The organism is Actinomadura barringtoniae (assembly GCF_017573505.1).
GTDB classification, from domain to species: domain Bacteria; phylum Actinomycetota; class Actinomycetes; order Streptosporangiales; family Streptosporangiaceae; genus Spirillospora; species Spirillospora barringtoniae.
The window spans coordinates 156,338-178,629 of sequence record NZ_JAGEOJ010000024.1 but is presented as its reverse complement, the minus strand read 5'-3'; the positions used below and the strand labels follow the sequence as shown (position 1 = coordinate 178,629).

22 protein-coding genes are annotated in these 22,292 nt (G+C 70.4%); 14 read left to right on the top strand and 8 right to left on the bottom strand.

The features are described 5' to 3' along the window. Positions 1 to 109: 109 nt before the first annotated feature. Positions 110 to 1,615, top strand: coding sequence for a DHA2 family efflux MFS transporter permease subunit (locus J4573_RS44295; protein WP_208262353.1), 1,506 nt, complete (start codon positions 110 to 112; stop codon positions 1,613 to 1,615). Between the two features lie 88 nt (positions 1,616 to 1,703). Here J4573_RS44295 and J4573_RS44290 read toward each other — a convergent pair whose 3' ends face one another. Continuing rightward, complete coding sequence (locus J4573_RS44290; RefSeq protein ID WP_208262351.1) at positions 1,704 to 2,243, bottom strand: hypothetical protein; 540 nt, start codon at positions 2,241 to 2,243, stop codon at positions 1,704 to 1,706. A 5-nt stretch (positions 2,244 to 2,248) separates the two neighbouring features. On the opposite strand from J4573_RS44290, the gene J4573_RS44285 reads away from it, so the two are divergent. Continuing rightward, entirely contained in the window at positions 2,249 to 2,434 is a 186-nt protein-coding gene (locus J4573_RS44285) for a response regulator transcription factor (RefSeq protein ID WP_307797414.1), read from the top strand. Positions 2,435 to 2,459: 25 nt separating this feature from the next. Here J4573_RS44285 and J4573_RS44280 read toward each other — a convergent pair whose 3' ends face one another. After that, entirely contained in the window at positions 2,460 to 3,056 is a 597-nt protein-coding gene (locus J4573_RS44280) for a helix-turn-helix domain-containing protein (RefSeq protein ID WP_208262348.1), read from the bottom strand. Between the two features lie 50 nt (positions 3,057 to 3,106). Here J4573_RS44280 and J4573_RS44275 point away from each other — a divergent pair, with 50 nt between their 5' ends. Further along, positions 3,107 to 4,645 carry an SAM-dependent methyltransferase gene (locus tag J4573_RS44275; RefSeq protein WP_208262346.1) on the top strand — a complete coding sequence of 513 codons (1,539 nt, stop codon included), beginning with the start codon at positions 3,107 to 3,109 and terminating at the stop codon, positions 4,643 to 4,645. 109 nt (positions 4,646 to 4,754) lie between these two features. Here J4573_RS44275 and J4573_RS44270 read toward each other — a convergent pair whose 3' ends face one another. Genes J4573_RS44270 through J4573_RS44260 form a run of 3 tightly spaced genes read right to left on the bottom strand, consistent with a single transcriptional unit; the run spans position 4,755 to position 7,383 of the window. Beyond that, positions 4,755 to 5,984, bottom strand: a complete 1,230-nt coding sequence (locus J4573_RS44270) for a serine hydrolase domain-containing protein (protein WP_243774565.1) — start codon at positions 5,982 to 5,984, stop codon at positions 4,755 to 4,757. 2 nt (positions 5,985 to 5,986) lie between these two features. Continuing rightward, positions 5,987 to 7,186 (bottom strand): GNAT family N-acetyltransferase, encoded by a 1,200-nt coding sequence (locus J4573_RS44265; RefSeq protein WP_208262342.1) that lies wholly within the window; start codon positions 7,184 to 7,186, stop codon positions 5,987 to 5,989. Continuing rightward, on the bottom strand, positions 7,183 to 7,383 hold the full coding sequence (locus J4573_RS44260; RefSeq protein WP_208262341.1) for a hypothetical protein: 201 nt from the start codon (positions 7,381 to 7,383) through the stop codon (positions 7,183 to 7,185). The genes J4573_RS44265 and J4573_RS44260 overlap by 4 nt, the downstream gene beginning before the upstream one ends. A 271-nt stretch (positions 7,384 to 7,654) precedes the next feature. Here J4573_RS44260 and J4573_RS44255 point away from each other — a divergent pair, with 271 nt between their 5' ends. The 8 genes from J4573_RS44255 (at position 7,655) to J4573_RS44220 (ending at position 17,056) form a co-directional block, all read left to right on the top strand. After that, entirely contained in the window at positions 7,655 to 8,554 is a 900-nt protein-coding gene (locus J4573_RS44255) for a LysR family transcriptional regulator (protein WP_208262339.1), read from the top strand. A gap of 2 nt (positions 8,555 to 8,556) precedes the next feature. Continuing rightward, a complete protein-coding gene (locus tag J4573_RS44250; protein WP_208262337.1) occupies positions 8,557 to 9,438 on the top strand; it encodes a LysR family transcriptional regulator in 882 nt (293 codons plus the stop codon). A 381-nt stretch (positions 9,439 to 9,819) separates the two neighbouring features. Beyond that, positions 9,820 to 10,557: a VOC family protein gene (locus tag J4573_RS44245; RefSeq protein ID WP_243774564.1), complete on the top strand. Its 738-nt coding sequence runs from the start codon at positions 9,820 to 9,822 to the stop codon at positions 10,555 to 10,557. A 257-nt stretch (positions 10,558 to 10,814) separates the two neighbouring features. Beyond that, positions 10,815 to 12,359 carry a rifampin monooxygenase gene (rox, locus tag J4573_RS44240; RefSeq protein WP_208262336.1) on the top strand — a complete coding sequence of 515 codons (1,545 nt, stop codon included), beginning with the start codon at positions 10,815 to 10,817 and terminating at the stop codon, positions 12,357 to 12,359. A gap of 782 nt (positions 12,360 to 13,141) precedes the next feature. Beyond that, complete coding sequence (locus J4573_RS44235) at positions 13,142 to 13,669, top strand: RNA polymerase sigma factor (protein ID WP_307797412.1); 528 nt, start codon at positions 13,142 to 13,144, stop codon at positions 13,667 to 13,669. Beyond that, positions 13,666 to 14,298: a hypothetical protein gene (locus J4573_RS44230; protein WP_208262334.1), complete on the top strand. Its 633-nt coding sequence runs from the start codon at positions 13,666 to 13,668 to the stop codon at positions 14,296 to 14,298. The genes J4573_RS44235 and J4573_RS44230 overlap by 4 nt, the downstream gene beginning before the upstream one ends. A 187-nt stretch (positions 14,299 to 14,485) precedes the next feature. After that, positions 14,486 to 15,844 carry a phospholipid carrier-dependent glycosyltransferase gene (locus tag J4573_RS44225; protein WP_208262332.1) on the top strand — a complete coding sequence of 453 codons (1,359 nt, stop codon included), beginning with the start codon at positions 14,486 to 14,488 and terminating at the stop codon, positions 15,842 to 15,844. A 27-nt stretch (positions 15,845 to 15,871) separates the two neighbouring features. Beyond that, positions 15,872 to 17,056, top strand: a complete 1,185-nt coding sequence (locus J4573_RS44220; protein WP_208262323.1) for a coiled-coil domain-containing protein — start codon at positions 15,872 to 15,874, stop codon at positions 17,054 to 17,056. A gap of 125 nt (positions 17,057 to 17,181) precedes the next feature. Here the strand turns inward: J4573_RS44220 and J4573_RS44215 are convergent, their stop codons facing one another. Both J4573_RS44215 and J4573_RS44210 read right to left on the bottom strand, forming a co-directional pair. Continuing rightward, entirely contained in the window at positions 17,182 to 17,592 is a 411-nt protein-coding gene (locus tag J4573_RS44215; RefSeq protein WP_208262321.1) for a bleomycin resistance protein, read from the bottom strand. 34 nt (positions 17,593 to 17,626) lie between these two features. Continuing rightward, complete coding sequence (locus tag J4573_RS44210; protein ID WP_208262319.1) at positions 17,627 to 18,490, bottom strand: class I SAM-dependent methyltransferase; 864 nt, start codon at positions 18,488 to 18,490, stop codon at positions 17,627 to 17,629. A gap of 69 nt (positions 18,491 to 18,559) precedes the next feature. Here J4573_RS44210 and J4573_RS44205 point away from each other — a divergent pair, with 69 nt between their 5' ends. Continuing rightward, positions 18,560 to 19,153 (top strand): helix-turn-helix domain-containing protein, encoded by a 594-nt coding sequence (locus J4573_RS44205; protein ID WP_307797411.1) that lies wholly within the window; start codon positions 18,560 to 18,562, stop codon positions 19,151 to 19,153. 39 nt (positions 19,154 to 19,192) lie between these two features. On the opposite strand, the gene J4573_RS44200 is transcribed toward J4573_RS44205, so the two are convergent. Beyond that, positions 19,193 to 20,131: a hypothetical protein gene (locus J4573_RS44200; protein ID WP_208262315.1), complete on the bottom strand. Its 939-nt coding sequence runs from the start codon at positions 20,129 to 20,131 to the stop codon at positions 19,193 to 19,195. Between the two features lie 105 nt (positions 20,132 to 20,236). Here J4573_RS44200 and J4573_RS44195 point away from each other — a divergent pair, with 105 nt between their 5' ends. Then, positions 20,237 to 20,725 carry a GNAT family N-acetyltransferase gene (locus J4573_RS44195; RefSeq protein WP_208262313.1) on the top strand — a complete coding sequence of 163 codons (489 nt, stop codon included), beginning with the start codon at positions 20,237 to 20,239 and terminating at the stop codon, positions 20,723 to 20,725. A 152-nt stretch (positions 20,726 to 20,877) separates the two neighbouring features. Beyond that, a complete protein-coding gene (locus J4573_RS44190) occupies positions 20,878 to 22,275 on the top strand; it encodes an MFS transporter (RefSeq protein ID WP_208262311.1) in 1,398 nt (465 codons plus the stop codon). The last annotated feature ends 17 nt before the right edge of the window (positions 22,276 to 22,292 follow it).

Sequence of the window (22,292 nt, the reverse complement as noted above, 5' to 3'; positions counted from 1 at the left end):
CAGCATATCCACTGTCGAAATCAGTGAGATCAATGGCGTCTGAGTGGTTTCCTCGCAGCCGAGTCCTGATGGTTGAGGTGTCTGTCTAGGACCGATCAGGAGGATCTCAATGGGCAAGTGGGGACCGCTGACCGCGGTCAGCCTGGGCACGTTCATGCTGCTGGTGGACGTCAACATCGTGACCGTGGCGATGCCCGACATGACGACGTCGCTGAAGGCGTCCTTCTCCTCCCTGCAATGGGTGATGGACGTCTACGCGCTGGCGCTGGCCGCTCTGCTGCTGGGCGCGGGTGGACTGGCGGACCTGCTGGGCCGTCGCGCCGTCTACGTCGCGGGCCTGGTCGTCTTCGCCGCGTCGTCGCTGGCGTGCGGGCTGGCGCCGAACGCCGCATCGCTCATCGCCGCGCGAGGCGTTCAGGGCGCGGGCGCGGCGATGATGTTCGCCACGACGGTGGCGCTGGTCAACGCCTCCTATTCCGGACGCGACCGAGGCGTGGCGTTCGGCGTGTGGGGAGCGGTCAGCGGCGCGGCGTCCGGGATCGGGCCGATCCTGGGCGGGCTGCTGACCGAGCAGTTCGGGTGGCGCGCGACGTTCCTGGTCAACCTGCCCGTGAGCGTCGTCGCGGTGGCGCTGACCCTGCGCGTGGTGGCCGAGTCGCGCAACCCCGAGGCGCGGCGGATCGACCTGCCGGGCATGGCGCTGTTCGCCGCCGCTGCGGGCACGACCGTCTACGGCCTGACCCGCGCCGGTGAGGACGGCTGGGCGGCGCCCGGCACGCTCGGCATGTTCGCCGTCGGCGCGGTCGCCCTCATCGCCTTCGTGGCGATGGAGTTCCGCAGCCCGCATCCCATCCTCGACCTGCGGCTCTTCCGCTCGCCCTCGTTCACCGGCATCATGATCGCCTCGCTGGCGATGTCGGGCGCCGCGTTCGCCTACCTGATGTACACCTCGCTCTGGCTGCAGTCCGTCCAGGGGCTGGGCGCGATCGAGGCGGGGCTGGTGATCCTGCCGATCCCGGCGGTGTCGTTCGTGGTCTCCTGGCTGTCGGGCCGCTACCTGCACGCCGTCTCGCCGCGCTGGACGGTCGGTGCCGGGATGCTCCTCATCGGCGCCGGCGTCATGGCTCAGGCGGTCCTCACCTCCGGCTCGGGCTGGAGCGCGGTCATGCCGGGTTTCGCCGTGGTCGGCGCGGGCGTCGGCGTGGTCATGCCGAACGTGACGGCGGCGGGGATGGCTTCGGTGCCGATGGAACGCGGCGGCATGGCGGCCGGGGCGATCAGCACCTGCCGCCAGCTGGGCTTCGCCGCCTCCGTCGCCGTGTTCGGCACCGTCTTCCGTACGACGCTGGAAGGCTCGCTCGACCACAAGGTCCCCGACGTCGCCGCCGCCACGACCGCTCTCACCGGCGGTAAGGCGGCCCAGGTCATGGCGCAGAGCCCAGAGCACGCCTCGCTCGTTCACGCGGCGTTCGCCTCGGGGCTGAACGCCACCTTCCTCACCGCCGGAGCCATCGGCCTGGCCGCAGCCGTCGTTGCTCTGGTCCTGGTCCGCCGTCCCGCGCCGGTCGCCTCTCCCGTTCAGGAGTCCAGGCAAGGTGTCCTCGCCGATACCTGAGGCGACCGGAACAAGACCGCAAGGCCACGGCTTTGATGACGTTCCGGGTGAACGGGCTGCCGACCGGCCGGTGGGATGGGACGCTGCGTCAGGTGACGCAGAGCGGTGGCGCAGTGACGCAATGGGGTTGGGCCCGTGCCGGGGCGCGGCATGAGCCCACCCCGTTCATCGGCCGTGCGGTCGAGCTGGAGGCGGTCCGCAAGGCCATCACGCGGTCGCGTCTGATCACCCTGACCGGCTCCAGCGGGGTCGGCAAGACGCGCATCGCGCTGCGGGCCGCGCACCAGATGGGGCTGCCCGGCGAGGTCGTCCTGCCGATCCCGCCCATGCCACTGCCCGGTCCGGACGCCGAGGAGAGCACGAACGACACCATCGCCCTGTTCGTGGCCCGCGCACAGGCCGCCGGCCCACGTTCACGCTCGGCGAGAACAACCGCGCCGAGGTCATCGCGCTGTGCCGCCGCCTGGACGGCATACCGCTGGCCATCGAGCTGTCCGCCGTACGGCTGCGGACGATGCCGCTGGAGCAGATACTGCGCCGACTCGACGACCGCTTCCAGGCCCTGGCCGGAGCCCGGTTCGCCCAGGCCCGCCACCAGACGCTGCGCGCCCCGATCGAGTGGAGCCACGAGCTGTGCACACCCGCCGAACGGGAATCGCCGACGGCCTGTCCAACCGGCAGATCGCCGAACGGCTCGTCATCTCCCAGCGCACGGCCGACCCCCACGTCGAGCACATCCTGGGCAAGCTCGGCTTCAACTCGCGCAGCCAGGTCGCCGCCATGGTCGGCGCCCTCAAGGACGAGTCCCCGCTTCCGTAGCTCGTCCCTGGCTCCTGGCTGCTCGTTACTTGGCCGCTGGCTGCCGGCCGTTCCGTATCGAGCGGGCGCGGAGGTGGACGCGCTGGCCTTCGCGGCCGAACAGGACGAGCATCTCGACCGGGTTGTCGTCGGCGCTGTCGAACCAGTGGGGCACGCGGGTGTCGAACTCGACCGCCTCGCCCTCGGTCAGCACCATCTCCTGGTCGCCGAGGAGCAGGAACAGGCGGCCGCTGAGCACGTACATCCACTCATAGCCCTCGTGCACCCGCTGCCCGGGAGCGCGGCGCGCGGGCGGGACGATCGCCTTGTACGCCTGAACGCCGCCGGGCCGCTGCGACAGCGGGATGACCGTCATGCCCTTGTGGTCCAGCGAACGCAGATGGATGCGCGGGTCACCGGTCGGCGGCGCGCCGATGAGCTCGTCGATCTGGACGCCGTACGCCTGGGCCAGTGGGAGGAGCAGCTCGATCGTGGGGCGGCGGCGACCGGCCTCGAGCCGCGACAGCGTGGACACCGAGATCCCCGTCGCGTCCGCCACGTCGGTCAGCGTCGCCTCGCGCTGCTTGCGGAACGCGCGCAGCCGGGGCCCTATCGCGGCAAGCACCTCGTCCAGGTTTGCCATTCCGGCAAGTTTAGCTGCCGTCTCTTCGGCGGGCATCGATCGTGGTCGCCATGACAGAGATATTCGATGTCGCCGTGATCGGCGGCGGTGCCGCCGGGCTGAGCGGCGCGGTGGTGCTCGGCAGGTCCCGGCGTTCAGTGGTCGTCATCGACGCGGGCTCGCCGCGCAACGCGCCCGCCGAGGGCGTGCACGGATTCTTGTCCCGCGACGGGATCGGCCCGCGCGAGCTCGTCGAGATCGGGCGTACGGAGGTCGAGCGTTACGGCGGGGTCGTGGTGCCGGGGACGGCCGTGGCGGCGCGCCGTACGGACGGCCCGTTCGAGGTGAGGCTGGACGACGGCCGGTCGATCGAGGCGCGGCGTTTGCTGGTGACGACCGGGCTCGCCGACGAACTGCCCGACGTTCCCGGGGTGGCCGAACGCTGGGGCCGCGATGTCGTGCACTGCCCGTACTGCCACGGGTGGGAGGTCCGCGATCAGCCCGTCGCCGTGCTCGCCATTAACACTGACCTTGCGGTGCACCAGGCGATGATGTTCCGGCAGCTGACGCCGGACGTGACGTTCCTCCAGCACACCGCCGCCGCGCCGAGCGAGGAGCAGGCGGCCCAGCTGAACGCCTGGGGCATCGAGGTGATCGCGGGGATCGTGGAATCGGTGGAGGTGGCCGAGGATCGGATCTCGGGTGCGCGGTTGGGTGACGGTTCGGTCGTGGCCTGCTCGGCGGTGGTCGTGGTGCCGCGAATGGTGGCCAACTCCGGTGTGCTCGCGGGGCTTGGTCTGTCGCCGGCGCCTCATCCGATGGGCTTCGGTGAGTCGATCGCGGCCGATCCGACGGGGCTGACGGAGGCGCCCGGGGTGTGGGTCGCGGGCAACGCCGCCGACCTCACGGCCCAGGTGGTGAGCTCGGCTTCTGGAGGAGCGGCGGCGGGCGCAGCGATCAACGCCGATCTCATCGCCGAGGACACGCGGCTTGCTCTGAAGGTCCTGTCGCGGGACTACTGGGATGAGCGGTACGGGTCGGGGAAGCGCGGCACGGGCGACAAGCCGAATCCGCAGGTGGCGGCTGCTGCCGCCGATCTCCCGGCCGGGACGGCGCTCGACGTCGGGAGCGGCACGGGCACGGACTCGATCTGGCTCGCGTCGCGCGGCTGGAAGGTCACCGGGGTCGACCTGTCCGACGTCGCGTTGGAACGGGCTGCGCGGCGTGCCGCCGAGGCGGGCGTGGACGTCACCTGGCATCAGGCCGACCTGGCGGACTGGGAGCCCGGGGCGGCGGAGTTCGATCTGGTGTCGGCGCAGTACATTCACCTGCCACGGCCCGTGCGCGAGGCCCTGCATCGCCGGCTGGCCGCGTCCGTTCGGCCGGGCGGGACGCTCCTGATCGTCGGTCACCATCCGGCGGACCTGGAGCAGCCGGTCCGGTACCCGCGTCTCCCCCACTTGATGTTCACGGGCGAGGAGATCGCCTCCGTGCTCGACCCGGCCGAGTGGGACGTCACCGTCTCGGCCCCGGAACGTTCAGTCGAGCACGACGGCCACAAGCTCACGCTCACCGACGCGGTGATGCGCGCCGTCCGCCGCCCGACCTGACGGCGTGGTCGGGCGGGCGTGAAGCATTGCCGGGGACATGACGGCGCCCGGGCCGCCGGGGAGGTGTGGTCCTCTCGGCGGCCCGGGCGCGTGGGCGGCGGCCCTGGTGTCAGTCGTCGAGCGCCTGGTAGAGCGTCGTCCAGAAGTCGTGCATGACGTGGATCGGGTCCGGGACGGACGCCCCGACCTGGCTGACCAGGATTCCGGTGACCTGGTTGACCGGGTCGGCGTAGGCCGAGGCGCCGCTTCCGCCGTCCCAGCCGAACTGCCCGATCGGCGCGTAGTCACCCTGGTAGGTGCGCACCGCCATGCCGAAGCCCCAGCCGCCGTGCTGCCCCTGGCCGAACGAGATGTGGACGTTCTCGGTGGCCAGGGTGTTGCGGGCGGCCTGCTGCTCGGGATTGAGGCGGTTGGTGGTCATGAGCTGGACGGCCTGCTTGGACAGGATCCGCTCGTTCCCGTGCATCCCGCCGTTCAGCAGCATCCGGAAGTAGGCGTTGTAGTCGTCGACGGTGGAGTTCAGCCCGCCGCCACCGCCCTCGAACGCCGGCGGCTTGCTGTGGCGCCCGCCCTCGGCCTCGTCCCACACGTGGAACTCACCCGTCTCGGGGTCGGGCGCGTACAGCGGAGGCAGCCGGTGCATCTGGTCGGCGGGCACGAAGAAGCCGGTGTCCTTCATGCCCAGGGGCTCAAAGATCCGCTCGTTCAGGAACGTGCCGAACGACTGGCCGGTGACCCGGGACACGAGCACTCCGACCAGGTCGCTGGCGATCTGGTACTGCCAGCGCGCGCCGGGCTGGTTCATCAGCGGCAGCTCGCCGAGGCGGCGCATCCACTCGTCCGGCTCGGGCATCGGCGTCGGCAGGTTGGGCGTGAGTCCCTGCTCGAAGATCACGCCCATGATCGGGGTGCCGATCGAGGTCATGTCCATGCCGAGCCCGAACGTGGAGGTCAGCACGTCCCGTACGGTGATCGGCCGGCGGGCCGGAACGGTGTCGTCCACCGGGCCGTCGATCCGCCGCAGCACCTGCTGGTCGGCGAGCTCGGGCAGCCACGGGTCCACCGGGTCGTCCAGCCGCAGCCGGCACTCGTCGAGCAGCACCATCGCGGCCGCGATCGTGACCGGCTTGGACGTGGACGCCATCCGGAAGATCGTGTCCCGGCGCATGGCGTCGCCACCCTCGTGGCGCATCGTCCCGAGGGTCTCGACGTGCGTCTGGTCGCCTCGGCTGACCAGCGCTACCAGCCCGGGGATCTTCCCCGAGTCGACATGCCTTGCCAGCACGTCGTGCAGCCTGCGCAGCCCGGCTTCGGAGAAGCCGCGATTGCCGTTACCCATCATCAGTCTCCTTGCGCGTGTGGTGTCCGGGCCTCGTCGCGCGGTCGGTCGGTGGCCGGCGGTCCGGTGATCTCGAGGCGGTACTCGTTGGTCCGGTGGTGCAGTCGGAACCCCAGATGGCGATTGACGTCCAGCAGGGCGGTGTCGCCCTCGGGGTTGTCGGTGGCGACCTGGGTGACCTGCGGATACTGGTCGTACAGCAGCCGCAGCATCGCCGCCTTGACCCACAGGTCCAGGCCCAGGTCATGGTGGCCGTCGGCCGGAGGGTGATCGTGCTGGGTGACGCGGCGTTCGCTGCCTCCCGGGACCACTACCTCCGTGCAGCCGACCACCTTGCGCCCATGCTCAGCGGCGACCGTCAGCAGCACGTCCCCCGGCAGAGTCTCGGCCGCAACCGCGTCGGAAGGCACGGTCCCCGACGGCACAGCGTTGGGTGGGACAGCGCCGGGTGGGACAGCGTCAGCCGGAACGCCGTCGGACGGAGTCCCGTCGGGCCGAGTGCCGTCAGGCGAGGTGCCGTCGGAGACGCCGTCGCGGGAGGGCTCGGGGGTGGGCTCGGGGGCGGCCTCGGGGGTGGGCTCGGGGGCGGCCTCGGGCGGAACGGTGTCGAGCGAGACCATGGCGTCGCGGCCGGGCCGTGCGATCCGCACCGTCTCGGTCAGCCGGTAGCCCGGGTGCTCGGCGGCGACCATCTCGTCCAGCCAGCCCGGATGCATCTCGCGCAGCGACAGCAGCAGGTGGTGGAGGGTGCGCAGGCGGGTCAGGCCGCGCTTCTGGCAGAGGGCGTCGCCCGTTCCGCCCGTGGGCACGGCCACGATCACGCTGTACAGGCCGCGGGCGTGCGCCTCGTCGATGAGCGCGCGCATCAGCCGGTCCCCGACTCCGCGCCGCCGATGGTTGGGGTGAACGTGCACCTGCGCGCGCCCGGTGGAGGTGGTCGAGGGCAGGCGCAGCACGGCCAGCCCCAGGACCCGGGTGCCACGGGTGGCCGTCCACACGATCGTCGTTCCTGCGGTCAGGCAGGCATGGAACCGTTCAGGGGTAACGGGCGTGGTGCCGGGCGCGTCCTGCGCGATGGACGCGGCGACCACCGAATGCCAGTCCCGCACGCGAGGGCCGTCCGGCACCTCCCGTTCGGGCACCACGCGACTGAGCCGCACCCGGGTCGGCCAGGACCGGGCCTCACCAGCAGTCTTGGTCATGGCACGTCCACGGGAACCGCGCAGCCGACGCCGCCATAGGCGCACCGCGCCAAGCCACCACGCTCGCGCCACTGGAGCTGACGTCGCTGCCGCGGATGCTGCTGTGGCTGCCGTTGCGGCTGCCGTTGCGGCTGAACGCCGTTCTCCAGCGCCGGGCAGGCGAGGCCCGCCGTCGAGATCAACAACCGCTTGGTCATGTCCACTCCGTAGTCGCTGGGAGCCCCCGAAGGACCGGTGGTGCGCAGATCGCCGGTCAGCATCCGTTCAGCCCGCCTGAACGCCTGCCGGCCTGGCGGGCCGGGCGGGCCTGGCATCTGGTCAGCACGGCGAGAGCACCTGGCAACAGGTTGGCGGGACGGGCGCCACCGAACAACGGCCAGTTCAGCAAGGCTGCGTTGCCCGGGAAGTCATCGATGCGCGTTTGGTCAACGCTGCGTTGACCAGTAGGTTCATGATCGGGAGGGTTTGATGGAGTTTCGGGACATCGAGATCTTCTTGGCCCTGGCCGAGGAGCTCCACTTCGGCCGTACGGCCGAGCGCCTGCACGTGACCCCGTCCCGGGTCAGCCACGTGATCAAGAAGGCCGAGCGCCGCATCGGCGGGCCGCTGTTCGAACGCACCTCCCGCACCGTCAGCCTGACCCCGCTGGGCGAACGGCTCCGCGACGGCCTGCAGCCCGCCCACGTTCAGATCCAGCAGGCCGTCGACCGCGCCGTGGCCGAGGCGCGCGGCATCACCGGCACGCTGACCATCGGCTACACCACGCCCTGGTGCGCCGACCTGGCCCTTCAAGCCGCCGAGGTGTTCCGGGACCGCTACGCCGACTGCACCGTTCGAATCCAGGAAATCCAGTTCCACGATCCGTACGGGCCGCTCCGCCGCGGTGAGCTGGACCTGCAGATCGCCGAGGTCCCCGCCCCGGTCCCCGGCGTCACCGACGGCCCCGTGCTCTTCCGAGAGCCCAGAGCCCTGATGGTCCCGGCCGATCACCCGTTGGCCGCCCGCGACACCGTGTCGCTGGAGGACCTCGCCGAGGCGCCGATGATCAAGCCGCGCGGGGAGGTGCCCAAGATCTTGATGGATCTCCACCTGCCGGCCCACACCCCGATGGGCAGCCCCGTTCCCGCCGGGCCGACCTTCAGCTTCTGGGCCGAGGTTCCCGCCCTGGTCGCAGCCGGTCTCGGCGTCTCGGTCGTGGCGTGCCGCGCCGCCCGGTTCCACTCCCGGCCCGGCATCGCCTTCGTCCCTTTCCAGGACGGGCCGACCCTCGACTACGGCGTACTGTGGCCCGCCACCGGCCAGACCCCATCCGCCCTGGCGTACGTGGACCTGCTCGTAGACCTCGCCTACAAGCCCGGCGACGACTGACCATGGAACTGCGCGACATCGAGATCTTCCTGACGCTGGCCGAGGAACTGCACTTCGGCCGCACCGCCGAGCGGCTGCACATCACCGCGTCCCGCGTCAGCCACGCCGTCAAGAAGCAGGAGCGGCAGATCGGCGCGCCGCTGTTCGAGCGCACCTCCCGCACGGTCCGGCTCACCCCGGTCGGCGAACGGCTCTACCAGGCCCTCCGGCCCGGCTACCGGCAGATCATCGACGGCATCGCCGAGGTCACCGCCTCCGTCCGCGACACCGACGGAACGCTCACCCTCGGCAGCATGGGCCCCCAGGCATGGATGATCGACAACATCGTCGACCGGTTCCGCGACCGCCACCCGGCCGCCCACCTCGTCCACCGCGACCTCAACCCCGTCGACCCGCTCACCCCGCTGCGTTCGGGCGAGATCGACGTGGCGCACCTGTGGCTCCCGGTCCACGAACCCGACATCACCATCGGCCCGGTCACCCACACCTCACCGATCTTCCTCGCCATGGCCGTCACCCACCCGTTCGCCGACCGCGGCTCGCTCGACCTGGAGGACTACGGCGACCTGACCTTCGTGTCCCACCGCTCCCCCCTCCCCGCCGCCATGGAAGAGGCCTTCCAACCCTTCCGCACTCCGTCCGGCCGCCCGATCGCCCGCGGCCCGGTGGTCACCAGCTGGGACGACCAACTCAAGGCCGTCAGCACCGGCGCGGCCGTCATCGCCTGCCCCGCCGAGGCCGCCCGCTTCTACCCCTGGCCCAACCTTGTCTACCTCCCCGTACGCGACGCCCCACCCGTCACCTGGGCCTTCGCCTGGCTAACCGCCACCCCCAACCCCCTGGTCCGCACCTTCGCCACCCAACCCGCCCCCACCACCCCCTGACCCCGCCCCCCGCACCGCTCGTGGCCCCCTCACCACAACACGGCGCCCGCTGATTACCCTCACGGCGGCTCCGGCGCCCCTCGTGGCCCCTTCGCGAGCCAGCTGACGCCCCGTGGCCTCCCATGGCCGCCTGTGGTGCCTTCCACGACCGCGCGGCACCCGTTGACGACCTCCGCGGCGGCCCCTGGCGAGTGCCTCGTGGCCGCGCGGCACTTGCTGATCACCTTCGCGGCCCCAGATCGCAGCCTGCCGACCCCAGTGGCCCCTAACGGCCTCTGCGGCACTCCGTAGCGGCCCTGGCGCCCCCATGGCGCGCGGTGGGGATCACACCGTGCCCCGTGGTGTGCCCGCCGGTTCCGGGCCATGCATAAGATCGGCGGCATGCCGATGCGACTTGTTCAAATAGCCATGAATGCCCAGGACGACGCTGCAGTTGGCCGGTTCTGGGCGGAGGCGCTCGGCTGGAGCATGTCCAGCGAAGGCCCCGGGGTGACCAACCTGGAGCCCAAGGGCTTCTCCTATCCGGACCCGACCGCCGTCTGCATCGACGTCCTCGCCGTTCCGGACGTCAAGACGGTGAAGAACCGCGTGCACGTCGACCTCGCCACCACCTCCACCGCCCACCAGGCCGAGCTGGTCGCGCGCCTCAAGGACCTCGGCGCCACGGCCATCGACATCGGCCAGGGCGACGTTCCGTGGACGGTCATGGCCGACCCGGAGGGCAACGAGTTCTGCGTGCTGGAGCCCCGAGAGATCTACCGGGACACCAGCCCCATCGCCGCCGTCGTGGCCGACTGCCTCGACCCGCGGGCCATGGCCGCCTTCTGGAGCGGGGCGATGGACTGGACCCTGCACGAGGTGACCGATGACCACGCGAGGCTCCGCTCCGCCCAGGGCGTCGGCCCGTACTTGGAGCTGGTCCGTACGTCCGTCGTGAAGACCGTCAAGAACCGCACCCACCTCGACCTGCGTCCCTACCCGGGCGACGATCAGGCCGCCGAGGTGGCCCGCCTGTACGCCCTGGGCGCCACCGACCTGGACCTGGGCCAGGGCGACGTCTCCTGGGTCTGCCTGGCCGACCCGGAGAACAACGAGTTCGACGTCCTCACCCCAGGCTGATCATCAGCGCCCGCCCGAGTGCCGGGCTCCCCAACTCAGCCCCGGGAGCCCGGCGCTCGGCAACCACAGCTCGGAAATGATTGGACGCACCGAGACTCGGGCTTATAGCTTGCAGTCGACCGCGACACCGCCCGAGGAGGTGAGACCCATGAACTCAGTATTGACGTGGGTGCTCCGCCTTCCCGTCACGGTCGGGCGATTGACGTAGGTGTCGCCGGGAGCGCCTCGAACCAAGGCACTCCCGAAAGGCAACACCTATGCACTCTCAGCACTTCACCGCCGAGCCGTCGTCGAACGCCCCGGCCGAGCGCGGCTCCGCCGCGGACACGGCCCCAGGCCTCCAACCGCAGCCCTCCGGCGCCGATCACACCCCCCTCACGTACGACGTGATCATCGCCGGGTGCGGCCCGACCGGCGGGATGCTCGCCGCCGAACTACGCCTGCACGACGTGCGCGTCCTCGTCCTGGAGAAGGAAACCGAGCCCCCGTCGTACGTCCGCATCGTCGGACTGCACATTCGCAGTCTCGAGCTGATGGCCATGCGCGGCCTGCTAGAGCCCATTCTCGAACACGGAAGGCGCCGTCCGGCCGCCGGATTCTTCGCCGCCATCAACAAACCGGCTCCCACCGACCTGGACACCGCGCACGCCTACATCCTGGGCATCCAGCAGCCGACCATCGTTGGCCTACTCGAAGACCATGCGATCGCCCTCGGTGCACAGGTCCGCCACGGTTGCGAGGTCGCCGCCTTCGAACAGGACGACGAGGGCGTGACCGTCGAACTGGCCGACGGCGAAAAGCTGCGTACGCGCTACCTCGTCGGCTGCGACGGCGCGCGCAGCTCGGTGCGCAAACTGCTCGGCGTCGGCTTCCCCGGCGAGCCCTCGCGGAACGACACGCTGATGGGCGACATGCAAGTGGGTGTTCCACAGGAGGAGATCGCCGCCAAGCTGGCCGAAATCCACCGGACCAACAGGCGAGTCAGCCTGAGGCCGATCGGCGAAAACGCCTACCAGGTCGTAGTCCCCGCCGCAGGAGTCAGCGATCGCACAGACCCGCCCACTCTCAACGACTTCAAACAACAACTGCGCGCCATCGCCGGAACCGATTTCGGCGTGCACTCCCCGCGCTGGCTGTCGCGCTTCGGTGACGCCACCAGGCTGGCCGAACGCTACCGAATCAATCGAGTGCTACTAGCCGGCGACGCGGCGCACATCCACCCGCCCACCGGCGGCCAGGGCCTCAACCTGGGCGTCCAGGACGCATGCAACCTCGGCTGGAAACTGGCCGCACAGATCCGCGGCTGGGCACCGGAAACCCTCCTGGACACGTACCAGACCGAACGCCACCCCGTCGCCGCGGACGTCCTCGACAACACCCGAGCCCAGATGGAGGTCCACTCCCCAGAACCCGGTCCGCAGGCCGTCCGCAGGCTGCTCACCGAACTCATGGACATCGACGAGGTCAACCGCCACCTCATCGAGAAGATCACCGCGATCGGCATCCGCTACGACTTCGGCGAAGGCCCCGACCTCGTGGGCCGCCGCCTACGCGACCTCGACCTCAAACAGGGCCGCCTCTACGACCTGCTGCACCAAGGCCGAGGCCTCCTGCTCGACCGCACCGAACGCCTGACCGCGGGCGGCTGGTCCGACCGCGTCGACTACCTGGCCGATCCCACCGCACCACTAGACGTTCCGTGCCTCCTCCTACGCCCCGACGGCCACATCGCCTGGATCGGCGACGACCAGCAGGACCTGAACGCCCACCTCACCCGCTGGTTCGGCACCCCCACCGTCTAAAGCTCACACCCCCGCCTTAACGCCCGAGGTTGTGGCGTCCGGCCCCGCCCGCCGGACGCCACAACCACGAGCCGAGCCACACAGACACCCAGGACAAGCCACAACCCCACATCCCCAGCACCACCTGGCGTGCGCAAGGCAACCTCCGCGTCGCCAACTCTGGCGCCTGGTCAGCGCGCCAGAAGCTCCCGGACCGCCCTCTGAGCAACGCCACCTCCGCGTGTGCAGAGCAACCTTCACGTGGTGCGGCGCCGCCTCTGTGCGCAGCGTCCCGCGTGCAGCGGGCAATCTTCACGTGAGCAGTGCCAACTCCGCGCGCAGCGCCGTGCTGCGCCCGTGCTGCGGGCGCAAGGCAACCTCCATCTGCAGCGCAACCCCGCGCACACCCCACAGGCATGAGTCACTTTCAGTGTGGAGCACCACCCCAGTGTGCAGGGCAAACCCGCGCGTGCGACGCCACCCCGCGTGCAGCCCCCGCAGGCGCAAGGCGGCCCACGGCGTACAGCGCACATCCGGGTGCAGTGCCTTCCGCATGCGCAGAGCAACCCCCGCCTGCGCAGGCAAGGGCGCTGGGGAAGGCAACCCCTGCGTCCGCAGCGGAGCGCTGGTGGATTGCTCTGCGCACGTGGGGTTGCGGCGGCCCTCGTAGGGGTGGCTTGAGTCGGTATATGTAACGCTTCGTCCGGCTGCTACCAAGTAGTGATGTGATCGGGCAAGCGGTGAAGAGGGCGCGGGCAGTGGGTGGGAAGGCCACTGGGCTGGCTGCGATCTCCACGGACCCGGTGGCGCTGGAGGCGTTCTACCGGCGGCATGTCGACGAGATCAGCCGCTTCGTGGCCTGCCGCGTCGATGATCCGCACATGGCGGCCGACCTGGTCGCCGAGGTGTTCCTGGCCGCGATGGATTCGGCGCACACCTACCGTTCCGACCGCGGCACCGAGCTCGGCTGGCTGTACGGCGTCGCCCGCAACACGCTCTCGGCCGGTCGGCGGCGGGCGGTGCAGGAGAAGAAGCTGGAGAGCCGGATCGCCGGCCGTCGGCTGCTGGACCCCGATGACCTGTCGCGTATCGACGACCAGATCGATGCGGAACGGCAGGCTCGGCATGCCATCGAAGCGATGGAGGGGCTGCCCGAGAGCGAGCGGGCCGTGTTGGAGCTGGTGGCCATCGAGCAGTTGTCGGTCGCGGAGGCGGCCGCCGCACTCGGCATCAAGCAAGGCACCGCCCGGGTCCGGCTGCATCGAGCCCGGCAAGCTCTCCGCCGTGCCCCTGGCCTGATCTCGGCGACCGCCGTTGAGGGGTGCCGATGACCTTCCAGGAGCGGCTTCTCACCGAACTGAAGGCTGAGGCGGTCAGGCGGGCGGACGAGCAGCGTGCCCGCCGATCGCGGAAGGCCGTCACCATCCGTGTGGCAGCGGCGGCCGCGATCGCGGCCGCCTGCACGCTCGTGGCGATCGTCGCGCCCACGTTCACCGGTTCGCGGGCTGCGGCCTACGCGCTGACCAGGAACGCCGACGGCTCGATCACCGTCACGATCAAGGAGTTCCGCGACCCCGAGCGGTTGGAGCGGGACCTGGCCGAGCACGGGGCACGGACCGACATCACCTATCTCCCGCAGCACGAGAGGTGCACCGAAGACGACCGTGGCGTTCCCGTGGACCCACAGCCGCCGCCCGGGACCCCGATGCGGTCCAAAGCGATGGACGAGTGGGTCGCCAAGTACGGCTACCACCTGCCGACGTCACGTGCCATCCGCATGATGTCGCCCGAGAAGTCGCCCAACTCGTTCGCCATCTTCCCCGAGCACATCAAGCAGGGACAGACGCTCGTCGTCCAGATCGGCGAGTCACACCGGACGAAGCAGTGGAAGCTCGGCGCCTTCCTGATCGCCGGGCCGGTCAAGCCTTGCGTCTTCGAGGACGACCCGTACTGGAACTGAGCCCGCGGGGGCCGAACTCCTGAGCCGTCTTTCCGGACTTTGACGGCGTCATCACATTCACCCGAGCAAGGAGCTCTCTTTGGCATGCCCGGATACGGACGAGAAGGCGAGCGTTTCGCCGCCGGAGCCTCCCGAAGGCCGCGGAGGCCGCGGAGGTGCGTTCACGCGAAGGCATGCCGTGTTCGCCGTGCTGCTGGCTTTCGCTGCAGGGCTGCGGGCCGTCACGATGCTGGGCTACCGGCCCGGCCGGATCTACTACGTGGACTCCTATGAGTACCTTGAGCTCGCGCTGCATCCGCGGCCTTCACAGGGGTTCCGCAACATCGGCTATCCGCTGTTCCTGAAGCTGCTCATGCCGTTGCACAGCATCGAGCTCGTGGTGGCCGTCCAGCACCTCATGGGGCTAACGGTCGGCGTCATGGTCTACGCGTTGCTGCGGCGCAGGTCGGTATCGGTCTGGGCAGCGGTGCCGGCGAGCGTGCCGGTGCTGTTCGATGCCCAGATGCTGCAGCTCGAGCACGCCGTTCTATCGGACATGCTCTTCATCTTCCTCGTGATTGCGGCGGTCACGACCTTGATGTGGTCGCCGGGCCACCCGTCACCACGTGCTGCGGCGGCAGCGGGCCTCCTGCTCGCGATGGCTGCGCTCACCCGGAGCGTAGGGCTGCCCTTGCTCCTTCTGGTCCTCGCCTACCTGGTTGCCCGCCGCATCGGTTGGAGCCGGTTGGCCATCGCCGCGCTGGCCGGGCTCCTGCCACTGATCCTGTACGCGAGCTGGTACGAGGCCGAGAACGGCAAGTTCACGCTGTCCGGAGTCGATGGAGTCTCGCTGTGGGCGCGGACCATGACGTTCGCCGACTGCGACAGGATTAGGCCGCCTCAGCCGGAGGAGGCACTGTGCCCGAACGGTTCGTGGCAGGACGCCGCGTCGGAGTACGTGTGGGCGCCGGACTCCTCACTCAACCGCATGCCCGGCGGCGCTGCGGCTGACAACGACCTCGCCCGGTCCTTCGCACTCCACGCGATGGCCGCGCAACCGCTGGACTACCTCCAGGCGGTCGCCCATGACGTCTCCCTGGCCTTCCACTGGACTCCTGCCCGGCACCCACAACGCGTGACGCCCGCGTTCGGCTTCAAGAAGGGACGCTGGGAACCAACGGGAGTCCCTGCGTCGGCGCGACGAACTCTCACCACGTACGACCCTGGCGCCAGCGGCGTCTACTACTCGGCCGAGCCATACGCCGGATTCCTGCGCGGCTACCAGTACCCCGCCTACCTCCGCGGGCCGTTCCTCGCCCTGATCCTCCTCGCCGGAACGCTCGGCCTACGCCGTGGCTCGTTCCTGCCCTGGGCGACGGCGATCACCCTCCTGGTCCTGCCCGTGGCGCTGCTCGACTTTGATCACCGATACGTCCTGCCCGTCGTCCCAGCCGCATGCCTAGCGGCCGCCCTCGCGATGCCCGCTCAGACGGTCAGCTTCCGCAAACGAACATTGTCGTTAGTTAGAACGACACGTTTTCTGGAGCTTCTTATTTTCCGGAAATAGAAATCCAGAAAAGCTAGAGTCGGTGAGGTGAGCGATGCGGCGGTTGTGAGCGAGACGGAACGGGCCTGCCGGTACTGCGGGCGGCCCGTGGCGCAGCGGGCGGGACGAGGGCGGCCGCGGGAGTACTGCCTGGAGGGCGACTGCCAGACGAAGGCCAAGCGCGAACGGGAGCTGAAGCGGGGCACGCCGGGGTTGGAGGGAGCGCTGGCGCGGGCCGAGGATCTGTACGAGCGGATGGAGCAGGGGCTCACGGCCGCGTTGGCTCCGCTGGCGCAGGCGCTGGACGCCGAGCTCTCCCCCAGGGGCGTTGAGGCGCAGATCAGTGCCGTACGGGCGGAGGCTCAGGCGCAGATCTCTGCGGCGTTCGCGGCACGAGAAGACGCGGCCGAACGTGCGACGCGTGCGGAGGTGTCGGCGGAGAAGGCCGAGGAGCGCACGCGGGTGGCGCGGCAAGCCGTCGAGCAGGCTGAGCGTGAACGTGATGAGACGCGAGCCCAGGCCGACGCGGCGGTGGAAGAGGCCCAACAGACTGTTGAGGTCATCCGTGCCGAGGCCAATGAGCGCGTCCGTTCGGCCGAGCAGGCGATCGAGGGTGTGCGTGAAGAGGCCGACGAGCGGGTGCGCGAGGCACACGCCGAGGCCGGTCGCGCGATCCAGGAAGCCCGGCTGGACTGCGAGCGACGGCTGCAGGATGCCGAAGCGCTCGTTCGTGAGACCCGCTCCGAGGCGGACCGCAGGGTCGAGGCCGTACGCGCTGATGCCGAGGCGCTAGTGCACCGGGCCCGGGCGGACGTTCAGGAGGCACGGGAAGAGGCCAAGGCCGCCAGAACGGAGGCCGGGAATGCTGTGGCGGCTGCCGACCGGCAACGCGTCGCAGCCGAGATCCGTGCCGAGTCGTTCGAGCAGGCCCGGGAGCAGGCGGAGGCGCAGCTCGCAGAGGCGGTGACCGCGCGAGATGCGGCACGCGGCGAGGTCGAGCGAGCTCGCGCACGCGAGACGGGTGCGGTGGACCGGGCCGAGGTCGCTCGTACGGAGGCCGCCGAGCTACGGGCGGCCCTCGAACGGGTCCGCGAGGAGCTGGGCGAAGTCCGTCTGGAGTTGCGGGGCGAGCAGGCTCGAATGGGCGAGCTCGCCCGCGAACGCGACGCGGCGAGGGAGGAGGCGGCGGCCCAGCGCGAGCGGGCAGTGGCCGCCGAACTCCGATCGGCATGACCGGGGGGCGCCGGACCCCGATCGGCATGGCAGACGGCCGCCGAACTCCGATTGGCGTGACCGGGGGCGCCGGACTCCCATCGGCGTGACATGGGCACCGGACTCGGATCGGGTCGGCGGTTCGGTTAACGCGGGCGGGTTCCCAGGTGTTGAGAGATTCGGAGCAGGTAGCCGTCGGGGTCCTGCACGGCCAGCTGGCGTACGCCGACGGCGTCGGTGGCGCGCTCGTACCAGCGGTCCTCCAGCGGGAGGAACAGCTCGCAGTCGACGGCCAGCAGCGCTGCGTGGACCTGGTCGACGTCCTTCACCTGGATCGTGAGGTTGATGCCCCGGCCATAGGGATACAGAAGCTCCGCGCGAGGGTAGAGCCGGTCCCGGGCCAGCGGCTGCTCCAGCATCAGCTCCGCTTCACCAAGTTCTAGGTAGGCGAAACGTTCCTCCGGGCGGTCGTAACGCACCCGGAAGCCCAGCAGGCGATAGAAGGCCAGGCTGGCCTCGATGTCGGAGCAGATCAGTTCCGGAACCAGAGTCGACATGCCATAACTCTGGCACGCCCCCGTCCCCGGAGGGTTACGCCGGCTTGCGGGCGGTGTGGATTGTCTGGGCGGTCAGGTAGAAGGCGTCTGGGCGGGCGAGGATGCCGGAGGGGGACTCGCGGTCCAGGAGTGCGTCGAGGGTTTGCAGGTCGTCCTGGGTGAGGGTGTCGGCGGCGGCTTCTCGGATGCGGGTCAGGCGGCGGTGGAGGAGTTCGCGGGGGTGTTCGTCCAGGGGCGCCGGTAGGTCGGTGAGGAAGGTGCGGGTGCCGGCGGGGACGAGGCCTGCCTTGGCGAGCATGCCGGGCCAGTCTTCGATCGCCTGTATGTGGCCGGGGAGGTCGGCGCGCATTTGGGCGAACGCGTCTTCTTCGGCGGCGTCCAGGCGTGCTTGGAGGCCGGGGCGGCCGATGCCGATGTCGCGCGGCAGGTAGCGGAGCGGGAGGCCTCGTTCGGCGATGGCCAGGAGGCCGTTCGGGCGTAGGGCGCCAGAGAGGTTGTCGAGGGTGCCTTGCTGGTCTCCTAGGTGGTGAACGGCCTGGCTGCTCCAGATCAGGTCTGCGGTGCCGAGCTTGTCGAAGCCGTCGGGGAGTTCGGCCTCGATGGTGGAGACGTGCACGTTGAGGGTCGTGGCGCGGAGGACGGCGCGGTCGAGGAGGGGCTGGGTGCCGTCGACTGCCACGGCTTCGGCGTTGGGGAAGGTCTGGGCGAATTGGCAGGCGGCATAGCCGGGACCACTGCCCACGTCCAGGATCCGGTCGGGCTTGGCGACCAGCGTGCTCAGCCACGCGGCGGTCTCCTTGAGGGCGGGCAGGCGGATCTCGCCCTCCCACTCCAGCTGGTCGCCCCAGGCTTCCCAGTCGACGTCGGAGTGGTCGTGGTGGTGATGGCGGTCGCTCATGGGATCGAGGGTGCGTCAGGGCAGGTGGTGGAGGCAAATAGTGTTGCCGAAACAGGGAAAGGAGCTGATGTGGATCAGACACCGGCGACCGCACGGGTGCTCGATGAGGTCGGGCCCCGGCTGCGGCAGCTGCGCAGTGAACGGGGCGTGACGCTGGCGGGGCTGTCGGAGGCCACGGGGATCTCCAAGAGCACCCTGTCGCGGCTGGAGTCCGGGCAGCGCAAGCCCAGCCTGGAGCTGCTGTTGCCGATCGCCCAGGCGCATCAGGTCGCGCTGGATGAGCTGGTCGGGTCGGAGAAGGTCGGCGATCCGCGCGTACGGTCGGCGCCGCGTGAGGCCAACGGGATGACGTCGCTGCCGCTGACCCGCAACATCGGGCCGCTCCAGGCGTTCAAGATGATCATCTCGCCGGAGCGGGGCGTTCCCGAGCCGGAGACCCATGAGGGGTACGAGTGGCTGTACGTACTGTCGGGCAAGCTGCGGCTGATCCTGGCCGAGCATGATCTGGTGTTGAAGCCGGGTGAGGCGGCCGAGTTCGACTGCCGGGTGCCGCACGCGTTCTACAGCGCGGACGACAAGCCCGTGGAGGTCCTCAGCCTGTTCGGGCGGCAGGGTGAACGCATGCACATCCGCGCCAAGCCGCGACGCAAGGACAAGGAGTGATCGCGCTGGTCACCGTGCGCGGGGTGGCGTAGGCGGTACTTATCGGGTGCGGGTGGCGTAGGCGGTCAGCTTGATCGACATTCGTTCCTCGTCCCGCCAGATTCCGCCGAGCGCGGTCGGCCACGCGTAGCAGGGCGAGGTGCCGCTGATCAGCCCGGCGACCCTCGGTTCCGCCAGCGACACGGCCGCGAACGCGTACAGCTCAGGCAGCTTCGGGGCGATCACTCCGTAGTCGAGAAGGTGCGGCAGGGCGCCTTCGGCGGCGATGAGCTCTTGGGCGCTGATCTCGGCCAGCGGGTACTGCTCGGGGAAGACGCGGCGCAGGTCGAGGAAGAGCTTGACCGTTCCGCGCCGGGGATCACCGGCCAGGCGGCCGAGCGGTGAGAGGGAGCCGAGCGCGAGTCTGGGCAGGGCGACCAGCGCGTGTGAGAACAGGACGCGGACCAGCGCGACGTTCATCAAGAAGCGTTCGGCGGGGAGCTCGGCCTCTGCGAGGTGTTGGTGGTCTAGGTATCCGCCGATCACGCTGGAGTTGTGGGCGCGGTACCAGGATGCGGGTGTAGGCGCGCGCAGGAACTCGCTCCACAGCTCAACGCTGCCGGATGAGGCGTCGCCGGGGTTGTCGGCGGGGCCGCTGTGGAGCAGGTCGGCCTCGATCTTGTCGCGCAGGAGACGGTCGTTGACGGCTCGCCACCACGGGCTGCCGGGGCGTTCAGTGCCGGGCGGGTTCAGGACGCCGCGGGCGATCACCCAGCGCAGGAACGCCAGTTCAGCCCGTCCGTAGCGGCCGCGCTCCCCCGACTGGGGCGGATAGAACTCGGCGGCGAGGCGAAGGCGGCCCGCGGTGGTGACGGCTTTGGCTGCGACTCGTTCGGCGGCAAGGAACGCCGCCGAGCCCGGCCTGGGCGCTGACAGCCGCGCCGAGGGCTGAGCAGATGGCTGCGCCGATGGCTGCGCCGATGGCCGCGCAGACGCCACGTCTGGCACGGACTCCGTCTCGTCCACCGCACACCCACCGCCAACCCGTCTCGCCGAACGATTTATCCAGTGTTCCAGCCGCCGGTCGCCGCTTACGATCGCGGCATGGCCTTCACCGTGCGAGTCGCCGAGCCGCGCGATCTTCCTCTCCTACCCGCGATCGAGTCGAGCGCCGACGGATTGTTCGGGCCGCTGGGAATCCGCTTCCCGCCGGGCCCCACCGTGATCGAGGAGGTCGACACGGGCACCGCCGAGATCCTGGTCCTGGGCGATCCCCCGGTCGGTTTCGCGGCGGTGATCACCCAGGACGGGCACCCGCACCTGGAGCAGATCGCGCTGCACGCCTCGCACACCGGGCGCGGGCTGGGCGGTCCGCTGCTCAAGGAGGTCGTTCAACGGGCCGACGGCGAACTCACGCTGATCACCTATCGCGAAGTGCCGTGGAACGGCCCGTGGTACGCCCGCCACGGCTTCAGCGAATTCCCGCAGGAGCAGTGGGGACCGGACCTGCGCGCGCGCTGGCAGGCCGAGATCGACGCGGGCCTGCACGCACTCGGACCGCGGGTGATCATGCATCACACGGCGGCCGGTTAGAGCGGACACACCGGCGCGGTCACGCTTCGAGCCCGGACGAAACGTCTGCGGGACAGCCTGGATGCATGACGGATGCGACATCGACATCGACATCGACATCTGACCGGACCCACGAGAGCACCGGCTCGGCACCTCCCGCGCACCGAGGCGCGATGCTGGGCGTTCTGTGCGCGGGGATGTTCCTGGTTCTGCTGGACGTGACCGTCGTCAACGTCGCGCTGCCGGGGATCGGCACGTCGCTGGGCACGGACCTGCCGGGGCTGCAGGGGGTCGTCGACGGTTACGCCGTGGCGATCGCCGGGCTGCTGCTCGGCGGCGGGGCGCTGGGCGACCGGATCGGGCATCGGCGGATGACGCTGATCGGCCTCGGGCTGTTCGGCGTGGCGTCGCTGGCCTGCGGAACCGCGCCGGGCCCCGAGAGCCTGATCGCCGCGCGGGTGGTGCAGGGCGCGGGCGCGGCGCTGCTCCTGCCCGGAAGCCTGGCCGTCATCACCGCGATCTACCCGGGCCGCGCCGAGCAGGCCCGCGCGCTGGGCGTGTGGGCCGGGATCTCTTCCACGGCGCTGCCCGCCGGGCCGCTTCTGGGCGGGGCGCTGGTCGACTCGGTCGGCTGGCGGTGGATCTTCCTGGTGAACGTGCCGATCGTCGCGGCGGCGATGGTGGGCGTCCTCGCTCTCGTACGCGAGCCGCGCCGACCGGCCACCGCCGAAGAGCGGCCCCTGGACCGGGCCGGGATGATCCTGGCACCGGCGGCCCTGGGCACCCTGGTCTGGACGGTCATCGCCGCCGGCCACGGTCAGCGGGGCGCGGCGGGCGCGGCGCTGATCGCCACACTCGTCCTGTGGGCTGCGTTCGTGGTGGTGGAACGGCGTGCGACCGCGCCGATGGTGCCGGGCGGGCTGCTGCGGGCCCCGGCGTTCCTGGGCGCCAACATGATCGCACTGATCATGAATCTGGTCACCAACGGCGTCCTGTTCGTGGTGACCCTGCACCTGCAACAGCAGCAGGGCCACTCCGCGCTCACCGCCGGGACGATGCTGCTGCCGATGGCCGTTCCGCTGGCGCTGCTGGCGCCGGTGAGCGGACGCCTGACCGCCCGTTTCGGCACGCGCCTGCCGCTCACGGCGGGCACGGCGATCGCGGCGGCCGGGTCGCTGTGGCTGATGTCGGCGGGGCCGAACGGGTCGTACGTGGCGCTGCTGCCCGTCCTGGTCGGCATCGGCGTCGGGGACGGCCTGATCGTGACCGCGGCGGTCGCGGGGGCGATGCGGGCGGCTCCGGCCGAGCACGCCGGGCTGGCGGGTGGCTTCAACAACACCGCGCGGCAGGTCGGCACGGCTCTCGGCGTCGCGGTGTACGGGGCGGTCGCCGGATCGGCGTCCCGGGCCCATGTGGCTCAGTCCCATGCGGCTCAGTCCCATGCGGCCCAGTCGCTCGCGGACCAGGCCCACGCGGCCCATTTCACCTCGGGGCTGCACACCCTCGCCTGGGTCAGTCTGGGGCTGTGGCTGGTGGCGCTCGCCCTGACCCGCATCGTCCCCGCCCGCTGAAATTCGTTTGGCCGAGC